We start from the raw sequence: 17,228 nt of genomic DNA, 5'->3' as shown, positions 1-17,228 counted from the left end.
GAGCGCTTGCATGGCATGCAAGAGGTCAGCGGTTCGATCCCGCTATCCTCCACCAGTCGTTTGGCCCGCACGCGTTGATGTCGTACGGGCCTTTGTTTTTTCCGGCATCCGCGCCGGAGAAGAAAAAAGCCGGACGCCCGCTTTACGGAGCATCCGGCTTCTGCGCAGCCTCATCTTCAGTGGATGAAAATCAGGCCGCGCGCCTGAAGGTCAGATCCTTAGCGCTGACGACGCTTGTCGGCTTCCTCGACGACGCTGCGGCGCAGCGTATCGAAGGCTTCGTTGAGCGCAGCCATCACATCCTGGTTCGTGCGGGTGACGATGAGGTTCTTGCCCGACGCGGACTGATCAATGCGGATGGTGAAGGCGCCCATCGTCTGATGACCTTCCTGAGTGACTGTTACCTTGCAGGGCCCGAGCTGATTGTCAAACTTCTGGAGCGCGGCAACCTTCTCGTTCACAGCCGTTTCGACGGCGGGGGAGCGGTTAATGCCATGAAAGATGATCTGGGCAGCCATAGGAACCTCGCTTTTTGTTGTTCTGAGCTGGTAGGGAAGAAAGACCGGAAAAAGAAATTCTTTTCGGTTATCCCTAATCAAAGTGTATCTGCTTTCCCTGTCCCCGTCGGCGTCACTTTCGTAACGACTTGTCCCAAGTCTCAAGGGGGCTAAAAAGGCGCATTGGTCCGGACAGAATCCTTTAAAATACGCACCGCGCGCTGAGGCATGCTTTTTTTAAAGAACCGGCACGGCAGGGGCGTTTTCAAACGAAGCGCTTCCGGCCCCCGTCCTCAGGCGTCAATACCTTTCAGATTGTGAAGCGGCCCGCTTGGATCCGGATCCCTCCTGAGGGAATTCCGCAGGATTTCAATGGCGAAGCGATTGTTCAATGATCAGAAGGCGCCTCGGGCATTTTGTTTCCCGCCAAGGTGCTTCCTCCGGGGCAGCGGCATTCATTCGACCCCATGCCTTTCGACATTCGATAGCGCGGCGAAGCGCGAAACCTTTTCAGACTGACTTCTTTCACACACTTTTCTTTTGACCAACGTATTCCGTTTTGAGAGATGCCCCGCGCCCGATGGGGTATTGGAATACTGATTCTTTATTTTTCAGAGAGATAAATAGAATGGCTATGGATAACAAGCCCTGGCAGGACAAGGGTCCGCGCCGCTCCTTCGACGGCGAGGACGGAGACCGCCGCGGACGTTCCGACCGCTTCGATCGTTTTGACCGTTTCGACCGCTCCGATCGTTCTGATCGCCGCGATTTCGGCGACCGCCGCCCCTTCGGCGACAGGAAGCCCTTCGGCGATCGTCCGCGCTTTGACCGTTCGGACCGCAATGACCGCTTCGACCGCTCGGACCGCCGTGATTTCGGCGAGCGCCGCTCCTTCGGCGACAGGAAGCCCTTCGGCGAAGGCCGCTCCTTCGGCGATCGTCCGCGCTTTGACAGAAAGCCCGGCGGACACCGCTTCGGCGAAGGCCGCCGCGAGGACTTCGGCGTGCGCACGGGTCCCCGCGCCCGCGCCTACGATACGCGCCGCTTTGCCGAGCGTTCCGACTTCGCCCGCAACGCGATGGTGAAGATCGACAGCGACATCGCGGACTTCTTCGGGAGCCCCGAGGCAGTGAACCAGGCGCTTCGTCTTCTCATCGACGCCGCCCGCGTCGTGAAGCTCGATGCCGTGAAGCCTGCCGAAGCGCAGATTGAGCCCGAAACCGCCGCTCAGCTCTATGCGGCAGACATCGACGAAGACGACGTCGAGGATTCGGACTACGGCGAAAGCACGGAAAAGTCTGAAGCGCCGGAAGCTGATGCCGCCGACGCGAAGGCGGAAGCCGCCAAGTAACGGGACTGAGGGATTGTTCGGGTTCAGGGGATCGTTAAGCTCCCCGGGACCTAAGTCCTCATACAATGGAAGTCAGATGGATTTCCAGCCCAGAAAGAGCCCCGGAAGCCCCGGGGCTTTCTCATTTCTGCGCGCACAAACGGCGGTTCCCGAACGATGAACGACTACATCCTTGCGCTCGACCAGGGTACTTCGAGCTCGCGCGCGCTGATCTTCGACCGGCGCGGCGGGACGGTGGCGCTCGCTCAGCGCGAATTCGCCCAGCATTACCCGAATCCGGGCTGGGTTGAGCACGATGCCGCGGAAATCTGGGAAACAGAGCTTGCGGTTGCCCGCGAGTGCCTGAAGAAGGCCGGTCTCTCCGGGAAGGACATCGCCGCGCTCGCCATCACCAATCAGCGCGAAACGACGGTCCTCTGGGACCGCGTCACGGGCGAGCCCGTTTCGCCCGCCATCGTCTGGCAGGACCGGCGCACGACGAAGCGCGTGGAGGCGCTCGAAGCCGAGGGCTTCGAACCGCTCGTCGCCGGAAAGACGGGCCTGAGGCTCGACCCCTATTTTTCCGCCACCAAGATTGAGTGGATTCTCGACCATGTGCCGGGTGCGCGCGAGCGCGCTCAGAAGGGAGAGATCCTTTTCGGCACGATCGACGCCTGGCTCATCTGGAAGCTCACGAAGGGAGCGTTTCACGCGACCGACATCACCAACGCCTCGAGAACGCTTCTCTGCGACCTGCGCTCCGGGCAGTGGGACGACGAACTTCTCGACATCTTCCGCATTCCGGCGGAAATCCTGCCGGAGATCATCCCGAGCTCGCAGGCTGCCGGATATTCGGATCCGGAATGGTTCGGGGCGGCGATTCCGATTGCGGGCGTTGCCGGCGACCAGCAGGCGGCGGCCTTCGGCGAGGCGTGCTTCCATCCGGGAACGGTAAAGAACACCTACGGAACGGGCGGGTTTCTTCTCATGAATATCGGCAGCGAGCCGCGCGCGAGCGTCTCGAGGCTTATTACGACCGCGGCCTACCGGATCGGCGGCGAACCCCCGAGCTATGCGCTCGAAGGCTCCGTCTTCATTGCGGGCGCCGTCGTGCAGTGGCTGCGCGACGAGATGGGGTTCGTGAAGCGCGCGAAGGAGATTGAGCCCCTCGCGCGGTCGGTAAAGGATTCCGGCGGCGTCTACTTCGTCCCGGCCTTCACGGGGCTCGGCGCCCCGCACTGGGACCCGGACGCGAGAGGGTGCCTGATCGGCCTCACGCGCGGAACCAACCGGGCGCATATTGCGCGGGCGGCGCTCGAGGCGATTGCCTTCCAGAGCGCGGAGGTGCTCGAAGCCATGGCGCGCGATGCGCTTCATCCGGTGAAGGAGCTCCGCGCTGACGGAGGCGCCGCGGCAAACGACCTCCTCATGCAGTTTCAGGCCGATATCACCGGGGTCCCCGTGATCCGGCCCGCGCAGACGGAGACCACGGCGCTCGGCGCGGCGTACCTTGCCGGACTCGCCGTCGGCTTCTGGCAGGATGCCGGCGAAATTGAAGCGCTCTGGCGCGCTGAGCGGGTCTTTGAACCCGCGATGAGCGCCGACCGGAGAGGATTTTTGTTGAACCAATGGACGCGCGCCGTCGGCCGCGCCCGCAAGTGGAACTGAGACTTATGACTGATGCTCTGAAGACCAAGACCGCGCCCGAGGGCGAAAAGGCTCTGAAGCCCCTTTCGCGCGCTGAGGCGCTTGCTCGCGTGAAGGCGGATCCCCTCTGGGACGTCGTCGTTGTGGGCGGCGGCGCGACGGGCGCCGGCATCGCAGTGGACGCGGCGTCGAGAGGCCTCTCGACCCTGCTTCTTGATGCGCAGGATTTTTCGGCCGGGACCTCCTCGCGCTCGACGAAGCTCATCCACGGCGGCGTGCGCTACATGAAGAATCCCCGCGACTGGGGGCTCGTTACCGAGGCGCTCCACGAGCGCAAGGTGCTCATCAATAATGCGCCGCATCTCGTCCATCCGGAAACCTTCGTGCTGCCGTGCTTCAAGAAGTGGGAGCGCGAAATCTATACGGTCGGCCTGGCGCTCTACGACATGATGGCGGGCAAGGCCTCGCTCGGGCGCACGAAGTCCCTGAAGGCGGATGCCGCCGCGGCGCGTCTTCCGGGCGTGCGCACCGAGGGCCTCATGGGGGGCGTTGAATTCTTTGACGGGCAGTTTGACGACGCCCGCCTCAATATTGCGCTGATCCGCACCGCGAACCAGCACGGCGCCGCGTGCCTCAACTACATGCCCGTGACCGCGATCGAGCGCACGGGCGGCTGGATTCAGGCCCTCACCGCGACCGACAAGGAAACGGGCGAGCCGTACCGGATCCGCACGCGCATGATCTTCAACTGCACGGGCGTCTGGACGGATTCGATCCGCCGCATGGTGGACCCCGATGCGCCCTCGATCGTGCGCTGCTCGAGGGGCTCGCACATTCTTCTCGACCGTTCGTTCCTTCCGGGCGACTCGGGCATGCTCATCCCGAAGACCCGCGACGGGCGCGTCCTCTTCTGCATCCCCTGGCACGGCATGACGATCGTCGGCACGACCGACGTCGAGCAGCGGGAGCCCGACTGGAATCCGCAGGCGACGGAAGACGAAATCAGCTTCCTCCTTGAGACCGCGGCCGGGTACCTCGCCAAGCCCGTGAGCCGCGCCGACGTGAAGGCCTCCTTTGCGGGCCTGAGGCCGCTTCTCAGAGCGCCCGAGGGAGGCTCCACCGCGAAGGCCTCGCGCGAGCATGCGGTCATTCCTGAATTCGGCAACATGATCACCGTGGCGGGCGGCAAGTGGACCTCCTACCGCCTGATGGCGCAGGATGCGCTCCTTGAAGCCACCCTGATGCACCTCGTTCCGGCGCGCCTCTGCGTGACGAAGACGCTCCCCATCGTGAACGACGACGCGTTCGACGCCGAGGCGATCGAGCAGGCGGCCGCTGCAGGCCCCATGGCCGACGCCGAGGTCGTGGCCTACGCGCTCTATGCGCGCGACAACGAAGGCGCGCGCACGGCCGAGGACGTCCTCTACCGCCGCCTGCGTCTCGGACAGATGAATGCCGAGCGGACGGAAAAGCTCAAGCCGATCGTGGCGGCCGCCATGGCGGGCGAACCCTATGAGCTCGAGGCGGTTCCGGAACCGGAACCCGAACCTCAGCCCGAACCGGCTCCGGCGCCTGCCCCGGCTCCTGCTCCCGAGGCCGCCCCGGCGCCTCAGACGCCGGCTGCGCCCGTCGAAGAGCCGAAGGAAAGCGAAGAGAGCGAAAAGAAGGCTGAAGCGCCCGCTCCCGAAGAGCCCGATCCCGCGCGCATGGCCGAAGCCGTCGAGGCTGCGGTCGAAAAGGCGGCGGCCGAGCTCCCGGAGCTTGACGTGAAGCCCGCAGATAAGACTGACAAAAAGGCGGGGCCCGAAGCTGAAAAAGCGCCCGAAGGCAAGGCGGAAAAGGCTGCCAAAGCCTAAGATCAGCCTTTGAGGAATGCCGGCTTCTTCTTCATGGACCGCCGGCACTCCCCCCGAACGCATTCTGTCCCGATAATTCCCGGGTCCGGCCTCCCGCGCCGGATCCGGGTTTTGAGTTTTTTCCCGCGGGTTCTTTGAGGAGGATAGACCGCTATGGAATACAGTTTCTGGGGCGGCCTCATGCTGATGGTGCTGATGGCGGACCCTCTCGGCAATATTCCGATCACGATCAGCTGCATGAAGGGCGTGCCCAACAACCGGCGCGTGCGCGTGCTTTTCCGCGAATGCATGATCGCGATGGGGATGCTCCTCCTCGCGATGTTCTTCGGCCGCCCCTTCCTTGCCGCCGTCGGCCTCTCCGACGCCGCGCTCTCGATCGGCGGCTCCGTCATCGTCATGCTGATGGCGATCCGCATGGTGTTTCCGACCAAGGAAGGCGTTTTCGGCGAAACGCCGGGGGGCGAACCCTACATCGTTCCGATCGCGATTCCGGCGATTGCCGGTCCTTCGACCATTGCGACCATCATGATGCTCGCGGCGAGCCAGCCCGACCGGCTCTTCGAGTGGGGGCTCGTCGTCTTCATCACGTGCGCGGCGAGCTTCGCGGTTCTCGCCTCCGCCGACTGGCTCGAGCGCCATATGGGCGAAAAGCTCACGCTCGCCTTCGAGCGCCTGACGGGGCTTCTCCTTGCCATGATGGCGACGCAGATGTTCCTCGGGGGCTTCAGCTCCTACCTCGAGTCGCTCCCGAAGCAGGGGCTCTGACCGAAAGGGGAGCGCGGAGGGAAGGCCGAAAGAAAAACCGCCCGTACGAGTGGACACGCTCTTTCCAATTGAGTAAAATCCGCTCCCTTGACTCGAGAGGTCCGGGCGGATTGCTTACCCCATCTTCGGTTTCCACTGGCGCCGCCCCTGACGGACTTCCGGGCAAGACAAAGAATGCATGCGTTTTTCCCGAACTGACGGCATCCGGCCGTTCGGTGAGGAAGGAACGCATAAAAGAATCCAATTTTTAAGAGCGAAAGCCATCCTGCCTAGTAGCAGATTCAGCGGCCGGCGCCATCCGGCAGCGGGGTCGGGCGGACGGATTTCCTCATAAGCAACCATTAGGTGAACGCAATGAAGACCTTCTCGGCCAAGCCGCTTGAGGTTAAGCGCGACTGGTTCGTGGTCGATGCCAGTGATAAGGTGCTCGGCCGTCTGGCCAGCGAAATCGCGCTGCGCCTGCGCGGCAAGCACAAGCCCGAATTCACTCCGCACGTCGACACGGGCGATTTCATCGTCGTGATCAACGCTGACAAGCTCGTCCTCTCCGCTGAAAAGGCGACGAAGAAGACGTACTACCGCCACACGGGCTATCCCGGCGGCATCTATGAGACGACCTTCCGCGAAATGCAGGAAAAGCACCCCGGCCGCGCCCTCGAAATCGCTGTCAAGGGCATGCTTCCGAAGGGACCGCTCGGCTATGCGATGATCAAGAAGCTCAAGATCTACGCCGGCGCCGAACACCCGCACACGGCTCAGCAACCCAAGGTTCTGGATCTCTAATAGAGGCTTGAAAAGATGATCGGCAACTACAACTACGGCACCGGCCGTCGCAAGAGCTCCGTCGCGCGCGTGTTCATCAAGCGCGGCACCGGCAAGATCGTGATCAACGGCCGCCCGCTCGAACAGTACTTCCAGCGTGAAACCGGCCGCATGATCGTCATGCAGCCCCTTCAGCTCACCGAAAATGTCGAAACGTTCGACATCATGGTGAACGTCGCCGGCGGCGGCGAGTCCGGCCAGGCCGGCGCTGTCCGTCACGGCATCACCCGCGCCCTCATCGACTACGATGAAGGCCTGAAGTCCGTTCTCTCCAACGCCGGCCTCGTTACCCGCGACGCCCGCGAAGTGGAACGCAAGAAGGTTGGTCTGCGCAAGGCCCGCCGCGCGAAGCAGTTCTCCAAGCGCTGATTGCTTCCCGTGCGCCGCTCCCGAAAGGCTTCTTTCGGGAGAGCCTCCAAGAAGAACCGTCCGACAATCCTTCGGGATCCGGGCGGTTTTTCTTTGGGGCTTACCCTATCTCTGCGCCGGATACTGGTGTAGGATGAAGGGCTTCAGAGATCTCCGGCAGGTTCCCCTTGAAAGAATGGGCCGGAGAAGCAATAGGATTTAAGAAGAATGACCGAAGCGACTACGACGACGGCCCAGAACCCCAAGACGGAAGAGGCCGTTCCGGAACTGATGCCTGATCCGATCACCTTTACCGATGCTGCTGTGGCAAAGGTGAAGGAGCTGATGGACGAAGAGGGCAATCCCAATCTCAAGCTGCGCGTTTTCGTGCAGGGCGGCGGCTGCGCCGGCTTCCAGTACGGCTTTACGTTCGATGAAACGCAGAACGAGGACGATGCCGTGATGGAAAAGGGCGGCGTGAAGCTTCTCATCGACTCGATGAGCTACCAGTACCTGGTGGGCGCCAAGATCGACTACAAGGAAGGTCTTTCGGGCGAACAGTTCGTGATCGACAATCCGAACGCCGTGACGACCTGCGGCTGCGGCTCTTCCTTCAGCGTCTAAGCGCCGGAGGAGAGACGCCCCCGGGCGTACCTTCCAACACCGCATTCAGAAAAGCCGCCGGAGGCATTGCGCTTCCGGCGGCTTTTTAACGGGTGTTTGCGAAGCGCGGGCTTCCCGTCAGGCGGGATAGAGCGCGCCGAGAATTCTCGGCCCCTTCGCCCGCGTGACTGCCGGAAGATTCCCCGGCATTCTGAGGAGAAAGGCGCGTGCAAGCCAGGCAAAGGCCGCGCCCTCGACTTCCATCGGGTCGAGCCCGCGCTCCCCTGAGCTCAGAAGGGCGCAGCCGGGGATTCTTTTCTCAAGCGTACTCCCGAGCCGCTTCATCAGGAAGTGATTCAGCGCGCCCCCGCCGCAGACATAAAGCTTCCTCGCTTCGGGCTCGGTCTTTGCGAGCGCATCCGCAATGGTCGCTGCAGTGAGTTCCGTGAGGGTTGCCGCGACATCCTGCGGGGCGGCTTCCCCCTGAGGGAGCAGGGCGAGACGCTCCTCGAGCCAGGCGGGCGAAAACCGCTCGCGCCCGGTCGATTTCGGCGCCGGCCGCGCGAAATACGGGTCGCTGAGGCACCGGGAGAGGAGCTCCGGAATGACGGCGCCTGAGGCGGCAAAGGCACCGTCCGCGTCGTAGGCGCGCCCTGTGCTTTTTTCCATCCAGGCGTCAAGGAGCATATTGCCCGGCCCTGTATCAAAGCCGAGCACAGGCGCATCGCTCCCTTCGGGCGGAATCAGCGTGAGGTTTGCAATGCCGCCGATATTGAGTGCGGCCGCAGGAGACGTTCCCCGGAAGATTCCGGCATGAAAGGCGGGAACGAGCGGCGCGCCTTCGCCGCCTGCGGCAACATCGCGCGAGCGGAAGTCGGCAATGACGTCGATTCCGGTGAGTTCGGCGACCCGGGCCGGGTGGTTGAGCTGGAGCGTGAATCCCCGCTCGGGGCGGTGGCGGATGGTCTGACCGTGAAGACCCGCGGCCGCGACTTCCTCCCGCCGGATGCCCGCTTCCTGAAGCGCCTTTTCGATGACGGCGGCATAAAGATCGGCGAGCGCGACCGAGGCGTCGCCCGCCCGCTCGATTTCGTTCGTCGTGCCGAGGGCGAGCGCCTTCAGTTCCTCCCTGAGTTTGCCGGGCATCGGAAGATAGGCGCGGCCGAGGGTCGCCATGGGGGCCTCTTCATCCTCGGGGAAGGACGCAATGACGGCGTCGGCACCGTCAAGGCTCGTTCCCGACATGACGCCGATCGTGATCATTTGCCGCTCCGTCCGAGATTTTCCGCCCGGGCTTTTCCTGCCTCAAGCGCCACCGGACGCACGCGCCCGCCCGCAGCGGGCGCCTCGCCCTGGTTTTCGGCGGGGGCCTCTTCGTCCGTGAGGTCGTCCTTATTCTCGCGGGCCGCGGCTGCCGCAGCGGCTTCTTCCTTTTCGCGCGCTTCGGCAAGGAGCTTCTCGGGCGAGGGCAGTCCCTCTTCCCGTGCCGCATCCTCAAACATCTTCTGGATGGGAAGCGCCCGGGCGCGGAGCTGCGCGAGCTGATAGGCGGAGAGGTTTTCCGTGTCGGGGAGATCTGCGGTAGCCGGGTTGATCTGCACGCCGTCGATCATGAGTTCGTAGTGAAGGTGCGGACCGGTTGCGAGGCCCGTGCGGCCGACCAGACCTATGAGCTGGCCCTTCTTCACGAGAACGCCCGGGCGGATCCCTTTCTGAACGCGCCGCATGTGGGCGTAAAGCGTCGTGCGCCCGAGCCCGTGGTCGATCTGCACGTAATTGCCGTAGCCCTTCGCCTCGTAGGCCACCTTCGTCACGCGCCCGTCAGCGGCAGCAAGGACGCGCGAGCCCTGGGGCGCGCGCAGATCCGTGCCGTTGTGGGGACGGAGCACTCCCGTCACCGGATGGCGCCTCAGGGGCGCGAATTCAGAACTCACGTCCTTGATGTCGAGCGGCACGCGAAGGAAGGTCTGGGAGGCGGAGCGGCCGTCAAGCGTATAGAAGCTTCCCGGGTGGGTGCCGTCCGAAAACCAGAAGGCTTCGTGGACGCCCGCCTCGTCGACGATCTGGGCGGCGAGAAGCTGCCCGTCCTTCACGAAGCGTCCGTCGGCGTATTTCTTTTCGAAAACGAGGCGCAGCGTGGCGCCGGGCTTCAGCGCCGCCACCGGGTCGTCGGCGCCGTCCCAGACGGCGAGGAGCTGGTCGGCGATGCTCTCGGGGATGTTGAGGGCCTTCGCCGTGGCGTTGAGTCCGTTCTTCGCCTCTCCGGACACGAGCGCATCCATGGTGGAGAAGGTGAAGGGAAGAACGTCGGAAATCAATTCGCGGCCGATACGCGAGACTTCAATCGTGCGCGAGTCGGCCTGACGCGGCCCGTCGAGGTAAAGCCGCAGGAATTCGAGTTCGCCCGAATCCGCAACGCCCGCCGTGATGTGCTGGCCGGGCTGAAGCGCGAGAAAGGGCTCCAGATTCGGCGCGGCATCAAAGAAGGAAAGCGCCTGCGGATCCTGAATGCCGAGGTGCGCGAAGAGTGAAATCAGGGTGTCGCCCGGCTCCACGTCATAGTGGCGGGGCGTATAGGCGCCTAAACGCGCGAGCTCAGCAATCTCGGGCGTCAGGTCCGGGGTCTTTACGTCGATCGAGATCGTTTCGGCTCTCACGGGCGAAGGCGCAAGCGCCGGGCCGAGCGCGGAAAGCAGTCCCGCGGCGAGGCCTGTGCCGACAATGAGAAGACCGATCGCAAGCGCACGAGGTTTGGCTTCATCCGGGCGCAGACCGAGGCGGATAAGCCGCGTGCGCGAGGAGAGAAGTGCGGCACGGCCGAACGCGCAGAGCACGTTGGCAACGAGAGACGGAGCCGGCATCAGAAAGTTCTGAGGAGAAATAGAATGATAAATTCAGGTGAATCTTGGATTTTAGACGCCCTGCGGCGCAACCTGCTAAAGTTTTCCGATTATTGAGCATGATTGGGCGGCCGCCCGGATGAAGGCGAGAGGCGCTTCCATCCCCCTCCTGCAGGGGTTCCCCGGGCCGAAAGGCCGCCGCCGCCCGATTTCTCACTGCCAGAAACCCTGTTTTTCTCGAATACAAAATGACACAAGAAACTGCGCCCGAAAAGAAGGGTCCCGAACGCTTCCCCGTGACGGACGACATCCGTGAAGCCATGGCCACCATCGCCCGCGGCACGGACACCTTCCTTATTCAGTCCGAGTTCGAGCAGAAGCTCGCCCGCTCGAAGGCGACGGGAACGCCGCTCCGCTGCAAGCTCGGTCTCGATCCGACGGCGCCCGACATTCATATCGGCCACACGGTGGTGCTCAACAAGCTCCGCCAGCTTCAGGATCTCGGCCACACGGTGATCTTCCTCGTAGGCGACTTCACCGCCGCGATCGGCGATCCGTCCGGACGCAACACGACCCGTCCGCCCCTTTCGCGCGAGCAGATTGAAGAGAATGCGCAGACCTACCTCAATCAGGCGGGCTACATTCTCGACCTCGACAAAACGGAAGTCCGCTACAACTCGGAATGGAGCAATGCGTTGGGCGCAACGGGCCTCATTCAGCTCGCAAGCCGCTACACCCTCGCGCGCCTTCTTGAGCGCGACGACTTTGCAAAGCGCTTCAAGGAAGAGCTTCCGATTGCGATGCATGAGCTTCTCTACCCCCTCATGCAGGGCTACGACTCGGTGGCGCTCAAGGCGGACCTTGAGCTCGGCGGCTCTGACCAGCGCTTCAATCTTCTCGTCGGCCGCGAACTTCAGCGCCAGTACGGCCAGGAGCCGCAGTGCATCCTCACGATGCCGCTTTTGGTCGGCCTCGACGGCGTCGTGAAGATGAGCAAGAGCAAGAAGAACTACATCGGCATCACGGATCAGCCGAACGACATGTTCGGGAAGGTCATGTCGATTTCCGACGACCTCATGTGGAACTGGTACGACCTTCTTTCCCTCAAGGGCAACGACGAGATCGCGAAGCTCAAGAAGGAATGCGCCGAAGGCCGCAACCCCCGCGACGCGAAGGTGCTCCTCGCGCGCGAAATCGTCGAGCGCTTCCACAGCGCCGGCGCGGCCGACGAGGCCGAAAGGGAATTCAACGCGCGCTTCCAGAAGGGCGCGGTGCCGAACGACATCCCCGACGTTGAGGTTGAGGCTCCCGAAGGCGGGATCGGCATTCTGCAGATGATCCGCGCGGCGGGGCTTGCGCCCTCCAACGCTGAGGCCGGACGCAATGTCGACCAGGGGGGCGTGCGCATCAACGGCGAGCAGGTGAAGGAGAGGACGCTCCGCTTCACGCCGGGCGAGCCGTTTGTTCTTCAGGTGGGCAAGCGCCGCTGGGCCCGCGTCACCGTGGTCCGTCAGAAATGATTCTTCTCCTGCAGCGCGTGAGGGAAGCCCGCGTCGACCGAAGGGGCGAAGCGGGCGCGCCCGACGAGAAGCTCGGGAGCGTGGGGAAGGGCTTTCTCGCCCTTGTCTGCGCCGAAGCGGGCGACACGGAGGAAGCGATCGGGAAGGCGGCGAGAAAGACCGCGCGCCTTCGCGTTTTCGAGGACGAGGGCGGCCGCATGAACCTCTCCGTCAAGGACGTCGGTGGCGGCGTTCTTGCCGTCTCGCAGTTCACGCTCGCCGCGGACTGCATGAGCGGGAACCGCCCGAGCTTTTCGAAGGGCGCCGCGCCCGAAGAGGCCGAGAAGTCCTATCTTCGCTACGTTGAGGCGCTCCGGGCCGAAGGCATCCCTGTTGAGACAGGTTCCTTCGGCGCCCACATGCTGGTTTCGCTCGTCAACGACGGGCCGGCAACCTTCTGGCTTAAGTTTTAGTGTTTTTTCGATAGGAGGCCGTCATGGATCTTCAGTCCCGTACTTTTTCCGAAGGTGAAATGATTCCTGAGCGCTGCGCCTACGGGCGTCTCGGCGAAGGCGGAAAAACGGTCGCGAGCGAAAACGCGAATCCGCATCTCGCCTGGTCGGATGTCCCTGAAGGCACGAAGTCCTTCGTGGTCGCGTGCCTCGACGACGATGTGCCGACGAACCTTGAGGAAAGGGACCATTCGGGCGAAATCCCCGCCGGTCAGATCCGGCGCCGCTTCGTGCACTGGGTGCAGGCGAACGTCGACGCCGCGACGACGGAATTCCCCGAAGGGGCGTTCCGTCATGGCGCAAAGACCCCGAAGGGCTTCGGTCTTCCCGGCATCAACGACTACAGCCGCGGCGCGGTGCCCGAGCCCGGCAGCGTCGGCACGGGCTACGACGGTCCCTGCCCGCCCTTCTTCGACGCCCGCCGCCACTACTACCGCTTCCAGGTCGCGGCGCTCGACGTCGCGAAGCTTGAGGGCCTCCCCAGGGCCTTTACCTGGCAGGATGTCGAGGAACGCATGAAAGGTCACGTCCTTGCCACTGCGGAACTCGTCGGAAGATATACACTGAACCCCCGTCTGCGCGGCGCCTGAGGACTCAGGCGCTCCCCGAAGCAGCTTTCCCATCACACCCCTATTCAGGAACAGCAATAGAAATGTTCAAGACAACCGACAGCCCCGCCAAGGCGGATCCGGATCTGTGGCAGTGGATTGACGCCGAAGCGCGCCGCCAGGAACAGAATATCGAGCTTATCGCCAGCGAAAACTACGCCTCTCCGGCGGTGATGGCTGCTCAGGGAAGCTGCCTCACCAACAAGTACGCCGAGGGCTACCCCGGAAAGCGCTACTACGGCGGCTGCGAATTCGTCGACGAGGTCGAGCGCCTCGCGATCGAGCGCGCGAAGAAGCTCTTCTGCGAGCCCGCCGGCGTTGAAATGGCCGTGAACGTGCAGCCCCATTCGGGCGCGCAGGCCAATTCCGCCGTCTTTTTCGGACTCCTTCAGCCGGGCGACACCTTCATGGGACTTTCGCTCGCCGACGGCGGCCACCTCACGCACGGCATGCACCTCAACTTCTCCGGCAAGTACTTCCACTGCGTGCCCTACGGCCTCAACGAAGCCGAGGAAATCGACATGGACGAGGTCGAGCGCCTCGCGAAGGAAAATAAGCCGAAGCTCATCGTGACGGGCGCGTCTGCCTATTCGAAGCGCATCGACTTCAAGCGCTTCGCGGAAATCGCGCATTCCGTGGGCGCGCTCCTCATGGTCGACATGGCGCACTATGCGGGCCTCATCGCCGCCGGCGTCTATCCGCCCCCCTTCGGTCATGCCGACATCGTGACGACCACTACCCACAAGACGCTGCGTGGTCCGCGCGGCGGCATGATCTTCGTGCGCCCGGATCTTGAGAAGAAGATCAATTCCGCCGTCTTCCCCGGCATGCAGGGCGGCCCCCTCATGCACGTCATTGCCGCGAAGGCCGTGGCTCTCGGCGAAGCGCTCACGCCGGAATTCAAGGCCTATCAGGAGCAGGTCGTGAAGAATGCGGCCGTCATGGCCGGGCAGCTCATGCAGCGGGGCCTGCGCATCGTGTCGGGCGGCACCGAAAGCCACGTGATGCTCGTCGACCTCAGGCCTCTTCACATCACGGGGAAGGCCGCCGAAACGGTGCTCCACTCCGTCGGCATTACGGTCAACAAGAACGCCATTCCGAACGATCCGGAAAAGCCCTTCGTCACGTCGGGCATCCGCCTCGGGTCGCCCGCCATGACGACGCGCGGCTTTAAGGAAGACGAGGCGCGCCTCACGGCCAACCTCATCGTCGACGTGCTTGAAGCCCCTGAGGATCAGGCGGTTCTCGACCGCGTCCGCGTGGAGGTCGCGAAGCTCACCGCGCAGTTCCCGGTTTACGGCGAATAATCCTAAATCGCACCGGCGGATTCCCTGAGGCGCTCCGGCCTTTAAGAATCCGCCCTTTCAAGGCTTTCGGCACAGGATCTGGTCCTTCCGAAGGCCTTTTTGCTATCAGATGTGTCCTCAGCCTTAAATTCGGCGCGTCCCGTCCGCTAAAATCATCGGATAACCTTCTTTTCCCTCTCCCATCCCTATCCGGAGCACGAGGTTTCAATGCGTTGTCCTTTCTGTCAGCACAATCAGACGAGCGTTGTGGATTCCCGCACGCCTGAGTCCGGGCTTGTGATCCGGCGCAGGCGCCAGTGCCAGAGCTGCGGCAAGCGCTTCACGACGTTCGAGCGCATTTCGCTCGCCATGCCCTGGATCGTGAAGAAGGGAGGAGGCCGCGCTGAGTACAGCCGCGAGAAGCTGAGAAGCTCCATGGCGCTTGCGCTCAGAAAGCGCCCGGTCTCGTCCGAGCGCATCGATGCCGCGGTCGACGCGATCGAGCGCAGAATGTCCGGCACGGGCGAGCGCGAGATCCGCTCGAGCCGCGTGGGCGAACTCGTTCTCGAGGAGCTTCGCGGCATCGACATCATTGCCTGGATTCGCTTTGCGTCCGTCTACCTCAACATCAGCGACCCCAAGGCGTTTGCGGAGATGATTGAGCGCGCGCTCCACGAGAGCGGCCGCAGCGCGGATGAGGAAGGCACGGAGAAAGCGTGATGAGTCAAACGGAAAAAGCGCTTCGGCTTAAAACCGACGAAGCGTGGATGGATTTTGCGCTCGACGAGGCGAGAAAGGCCTGGCGGCTTTCGCCCCCCAACCCCTCCGTGGGCGCGGTGATCGTGAAGGACGGGCGCTTGATCGGCGCCGGGAGCACCCAGCAGACGGGCGGCCCTCACGCGGAAATCATGGCGCTCCGGGACGCGGCGGCGCGCGGCGAAAATGTGGAGGGCGCAACCGTCTACGTGACGCTTGAGCCCTGTTCGCACTGGGGGCGCACGCCTCCCTGCGCGCTCGCGCTCATTGAGGCGAAGGTGGCGCGCGTTGTTGCGGCGACCGGCGACCCGAACCCCAAAGTATGCGGGCGGGGCCTCAGGATGCTCGAGGAGGCCGGCGTCGAGGTCGAGCTCGGCGTGCGCGAAAGGGAAGCAAAGGAAGTCAATGTGAGCTTCCTCGCGCGCATGACCCGCGGCACGCCCTGGGTGCGCGTGAAGACGGCGATTACGCTTGACGGGCGCACGGCTTTGCCTGACGGCCGCTCCAAATGGATTACGGGCGAAGAGGCGAGAAAGGACGTGCAGTTCTGGCGCGGCCGTTCGGGCGCCGTCGTGACGGGAGCCGGCACCGTGCGCGCCGACGACCCGCAGATGAACGTGAGGCTCGAGGACCAGGTCCGCCAGCCCCTGCGCGTGGTGGTCGATCCGAGGCTCGAGACGAGTCCCGGGGCGAAGATTCTTCATTCTCCGGGAGGCCGCGTGCTTTTCGTCTCGGCCGAGGAGAACCGCGAACGCAGGAATGCTTTGGAAGCCGCGGGCGCCGAGGTGCTCCGCATCCCGCATCCGGAAGTTCCGGGGCGGGTCGACCTTGCGCGGCTCATGGTGGAGCTCGCCCGCCGCGAGGTGAACGAGGTCCACGTGGAGGCGGGGCCCCGGCTTACGGGCGCCTTCATCGGGGCGGGGCTCGCCGACGAGCTTCTCGTCTACATGGCGCCCTGCCTTTTCGGCGCAGGGCTTCCCCCCGCAGTCATTGCGCCGCCCAAGTCGCCCGGCGAGGCGCCGCGCTGGCAAATTCATTCCCTCGCTCCGATCGGGGGCGATATTCGAATTCTTCTGAGGAGATAAATCAAGATGTTTACCGGCATTGTTCAGGCCATCGGCAAGGTTCGCGAACCTGAAAAACTCGGCGACGGCGTTCGCCTCACGATCCTCGCGCCCGATCTCGGGCTCGACGAAGTGCGCGTGGGCGACTCGATCGCCGTGAACGGCGCCTGCATGACCGTGGTTGAGGTGAGCGAGCGCGAATTCAAGATCGACGTGTCCGCTGAAAGCCTCTCGAAGACGACCGGTCTCGACACCTTCGGCGAGGTGAATCTCGAAAAGGCGATGCGCCTCTCCGACCGCCTCGACGGCCACATCGTGAGCGGCCACGTCGACGGCGTGGGCCAGGTCGAATCGATGGAGCCCGTGGCGGAGTCCTGGAAGCTCGTCGTGCGCGTGCCCCGCATGCTTTCGCCCTATGTGGCCTACAAGGGATCGATCACGATCAACGGCGTCTCCCTCACCATCAACAAGGTCGAGGATACGGCGCTCGATACGCTCGTCACGATCAACCTGATTCCGCACACCGTGGAAGTCACAACCTTGAAGCACCTCAAGGCGCAAAGCTACGTAAACGTTGAGATCGACACAATTGCGCGCTACGTCGAGCGCATAATGTCGCTCAAGGATGACGACGCTCTTTTCTAAGACGACGTCCGCAGGAAGCTTCTTCCCTCTTCCATAGGGAGAAGCTCAGAAGACTCATATGAAGCGCGCGTCCGGCGCGGCCGGGGGAAGCCAGTCCCCGGGCCCCGGAGGCGCGTTTTCTTTTTCATCGCACGAGGAATGCCGTTCCTC

17 protein-coding genes are annotated in these 17,228 nt (G+C 63.4%); 14 read left to right on the top strand and 3 right to left on the bottom strand.

From position 1 onward, the window contains the following. Positions 1-218: 218 nt before the first annotated feature. Entirely contained in the window at positions 219-518 is a 300-nt protein-coding gene (locus tag Q0106_RS09835; RefSeq protein WP_139688464.1) for an HPF/RaiA family ribosome-associated protein, read from the bottom strand. 607 nt (positions 519-1,125) lie between these two features. Between Q0106_RS09835 and Q0106_RS09830 the strand changes: the two genes are divergently transcribed. The 7 genes from Q0106_RS09830 (at position 1,126) to erpA (ending at position 7,889) form a co-directional block, all read left to right on the top strand. Beyond that, on the top strand, positions 1,126-1,848 hold the full coding sequence (locus Q0106_RS09830) for a hypothetical protein (protein WP_297612240.1): 723 nt from the start codon (positions 1,126-1,128) through the stop codon (positions 1,846-1,848). Between the two features lie 156 nt (positions 1,849-2,004). Beyond that, positions 2,005-3,495: a glycerol kinase GlpK gene (gene glpK / locus Q0106_RS09825; protein WP_297612237.1), complete on the top strand. Its 1,491-nt coding sequence runs from the start codon at positions 2,005-2,007 to the stop codon at positions 3,493-3,495. Between the two features lie 5 nt (positions 3,496-3,500). After that, a complete protein-coding gene (locus Q0106_RS09820; RefSeq protein ID WP_297612234.1) occupies positions 3,501-5,330 on the top strand; it encodes a glycerol-3-phosphate dehydrogenase/oxidase in 1,830 nt (609 codons plus the stop codon). 153 nt (positions 5,331-5,483) lie between these two features. Then, a complete protein-coding gene (locus Q0106_RS09815) occupies positions 5,484-6,095 on the top strand; it encodes a MarC family protein (protein WP_297612231.1) in 612 nt (203 codons plus the stop codon). A gap of 354 nt (positions 6,096-6,449) precedes the next feature. Further along, positions 6,450-6,878 (top strand): 50S ribosomal protein L13, encoded by a 429-nt coding sequence (rplM, locus tag Q0106_RS09810; protein ID WP_139688468.1) that lies wholly within the window; start codon positions 6,450-6,452, stop codon positions 6,876-6,878. Positions 6,879-6,893: 15 nt separating this feature from the next. Next, the gene (rpsI, locus tag Q0106_RS09805; protein WP_139688469.1) at positions 6,894-7,286 is read left to right on the top strand and encodes a 30S ribosomal protein S9; all 393 of its coding nucleotides are present in this window, start codon (positions 6,894-6,896) and stop codon (positions 7,284-7,286) included. 270 nt (positions 7,287-7,556) lie between these two features. After that, positions 7,557-7,889: an iron-sulfur cluster insertion protein ErpA gene (gene erpA, locus Q0106_RS09800; RefSeq protein WP_139689181.1), complete on the top strand. Its 333-nt coding sequence runs from the start codon at positions 7,557-7,559 to the stop codon at positions 7,887-7,889. 117 nt (positions 7,890-8,006) lie between these two features. Here the strand turns inward: erpA and Q0106_RS09795 are convergent, their stop codons facing one another. Continuing rightward, a complete protein-coding gene (locus Q0106_RS09795; protein WP_297612228.1) occupies positions 8,007-9,131 on the bottom strand; it encodes an anhydro-N-acetylmuramic acid kinase in 1,125 nt (374 codons plus the stop codon). After that, positions 9,128-10,729 (bottom strand): M23 family metallopeptidase, encoded by a 1,602-nt coding sequence (locus tag Q0106_RS09790; RefSeq protein ID WP_297612225.1) that lies wholly within the window; start codon positions 10,727-10,729, stop codon positions 9,128-9,130. The genes Q0106_RS09795 and Q0106_RS09790 overlap by 4 nt, the downstream gene beginning before the upstream one ends. 227 nt (positions 10,730-10,956) lie before the next feature. Between Q0106_RS09790 and tyrS the strand changes: the two genes are divergently transcribed. The 7 genes from tyrS (at position 10,957) to Q0106_RS09755 (ending at position 17,078) form a co-directional block, all read left to right on the top strand. After that, on the top strand, positions 10,957-12,228 hold the full coding sequence (tyrS, locus tag Q0106_RS09785; RefSeq protein WP_297612222.1) for a tyrosine--tRNA ligase: 1,272 nt from the start codon (positions 10,957-10,959) through the stop codon (positions 12,226-12,228). Continuing rightward, the gene (dtd, locus tag Q0106_RS09780; protein ID WP_297612219.1) at positions 12,225-12,680 is read left to right on the top strand and encodes a D-aminoacyl-tRNA deacylase; all 456 of its coding nucleotides are present in this window, start codon (positions 12,225-12,227) and stop codon (positions 12,678-12,680) included. The genes tyrS and dtd overlap by 4 nt, the downstream gene beginning before the upstream one ends. 23 nt (positions 12,681-12,703) lie before the next feature. Then, a complete protein-coding gene (locus tag Q0106_RS09775; protein WP_297612216.1) occupies positions 12,704-13,309 on the top strand; it encodes a YbhB/YbcL family Raf kinase inhibitor-like protein in 606 nt (201 codons plus the stop codon). A gap of 62 nt (positions 13,310-13,371) precedes the next feature. Then, on the top strand, positions 13,372-14,634 hold the full coding sequence (gene glyA, locus Q0106_RS09770; protein WP_297612213.1) for a serine hydroxymethyltransferase: 1,263 nt from the start codon (positions 13,372-13,374) through the stop codon (positions 14,632-14,634). Positions 14,635-14,841: 207 nt separating this feature from the next. Further along, positions 14,842-15,333, top strand: a complete 492-nt coding sequence (gene nrdR / locus Q0106_RS09765; protein WP_297612210.1) for a transcriptional regulator NrdR — start codon at positions 14,842-14,844, stop codon at positions 15,331-15,333. Beyond that, positions 15,333-16,454 carry a bifunctional diaminohydroxyphosphoribosylaminopyrimidine deaminase/5-amino-6-(5-phosphoribosylamino)uracil reductase RibD gene (gene ribD / locus Q0106_RS09760; protein WP_297612207.1) on the top strand — a complete coding sequence of 374 codons (1,122 nt, stop codon included), beginning with the start codon at positions 15,333-15,335 and terminating at the stop codon, positions 16,452-16,454. Before nrdR ends, ribD begins: the two co-directional genes overlap by 1 nt. A gap of 6 nt (positions 16,455-16,460) precedes the next feature. After that, a complete protein-coding gene (locus Q0106_RS09755) occupies positions 16,461-17,078 on the top strand; it encodes a riboflavin synthase (RefSeq protein ID WP_152158551.1) in 618 nt (205 codons plus the stop codon). Positions 17,079-17,228 lie beyond the last annotated feature (150 nt).

This window comes from uncultured Sutterella sp. (assembly GCF_937923675.1).
Lineage (GTDB): Bacteria > Pseudomonadota > Gammaproteobacteria > Burkholderiales > Burkholderiaceae_F > Sutterella.
The sequence above is the reverse complement of the archived record's forward strand: the minus strand, read 5'-3'. Positions and strand labels throughout refer to the sequence as shown.

Bases quoted from the DNA above. Each gene is read 5' to 3' on its own strand.
- nrdR (WP_297612210.1), top strand. From the start codon at position 14,842: ATGCGTTGTCCTTTCTGTCAGCACAATCAGACGAGCGTTGTGGATTCC.
- Q0106_RS09835 (WP_139688464.1), bottom strand. From the start codon at position 518: ATGGCTGCCCAGATCATCTTTCATGGCATTAACCGCTCCCCCGCCGTC.
- dtd (WP_297612219.1), top strand. From the start codon at position 12,225: ATGATTCTTCTCCTGCAGCGCGTGAGGGAAGCCCGCGTCGACCGAAGG.
- Q0106_RS09820 (WP_297612234.1), top strand. From the start codon at position 3,501: ATGACTGATGCTCTGAAGACCAAGACCGCGCCCGAGGGCGAAAAGGCT.
- rpsI (WP_139688469.1), top strand. From the start codon at position 6,894: ATGATCGGCAACTACAACTACGGCACCGGCCGTCGCAAGAGCTCCGTC.
- glpK (WP_297612237.1), top strand. From the start codon at position 2,005: ATGAACGACTACATCCTTGCGCTCGACCAGGGTACTTCGAGCTCGCGC.
- ribD (WP_297612207.1), top strand. From the start codon at position 15,333: ATGAGTCAAACGGAAAAAGCGCTTCGGCTTAAAACCGACGAAGCGTGG.
- tyrS (WP_297612222.1), top strand. From the start codon at position 10,957: ATGACACAAGAAACTGCGCCCGAAAAGAAGGGTCCCGAACGCTTCCCC.
- Q0106_RS09775 (WP_297612216.1), top strand. From the start codon at position 12,704: ATGGATCTTCAGTCCCGTACTTTTTCCGAAGGTGAAATGATTCCTGAG.
- erpA (WP_139689181.1), top strand. From the start codon at position 7,557: ATGCCTGATCCGATCACCTTTACCGATGCTGCTGTGGCAAAGGTGAAG.
- Q0106_RS09830 (WP_297612240.1), top strand. From the start codon at position 1,126: ATGGCTATGGATAACAAGCCCTGGCAGGACAAGGGTCCGCGCCGCTCC.
- Q0106_RS09790 (WP_297612225.1), bottom strand. From the start codon at position 10,729: ATGCCGGCTCCGTCTCTCGTTGCCAACGTGCTCTGCGCGTTCGGCCGT.
- Q0106_RS09795 (WP_297612228.1), bottom strand. From the start codon at position 9,131: ATGATCACGATCGGCGTCATGTCGGGAACGAGCCTTGACGGTGCCGAC.
- Q0106_RS09755 (WP_152158551.1), top strand. From the start codon at position 16,461: ATGTTTACCGGCATTGTTCAGGCCATCGGCAAGGTTCGCGAACCTGAA.
- rplM (WP_139688468.1), top strand. From the start codon at position 6,450: ATGAAGACCTTCTCGGCCAAGCCGCTTGAGGTTAAGCGCGACTGGTTC.
- glyA (WP_297612213.1), top strand. From the start codon at position 13,372: ATGTTCAAGACAACCGACAGCCCCGCCAAGGCGGATCCGGATCTGTGG.
- Q0106_RS09815 (WP_297612231.1), top strand. From the start codon at position 5,484: ATGGAATACAGTTTCTGGGGCGGCCTCATGCTGATGGTGCTGATGGCG.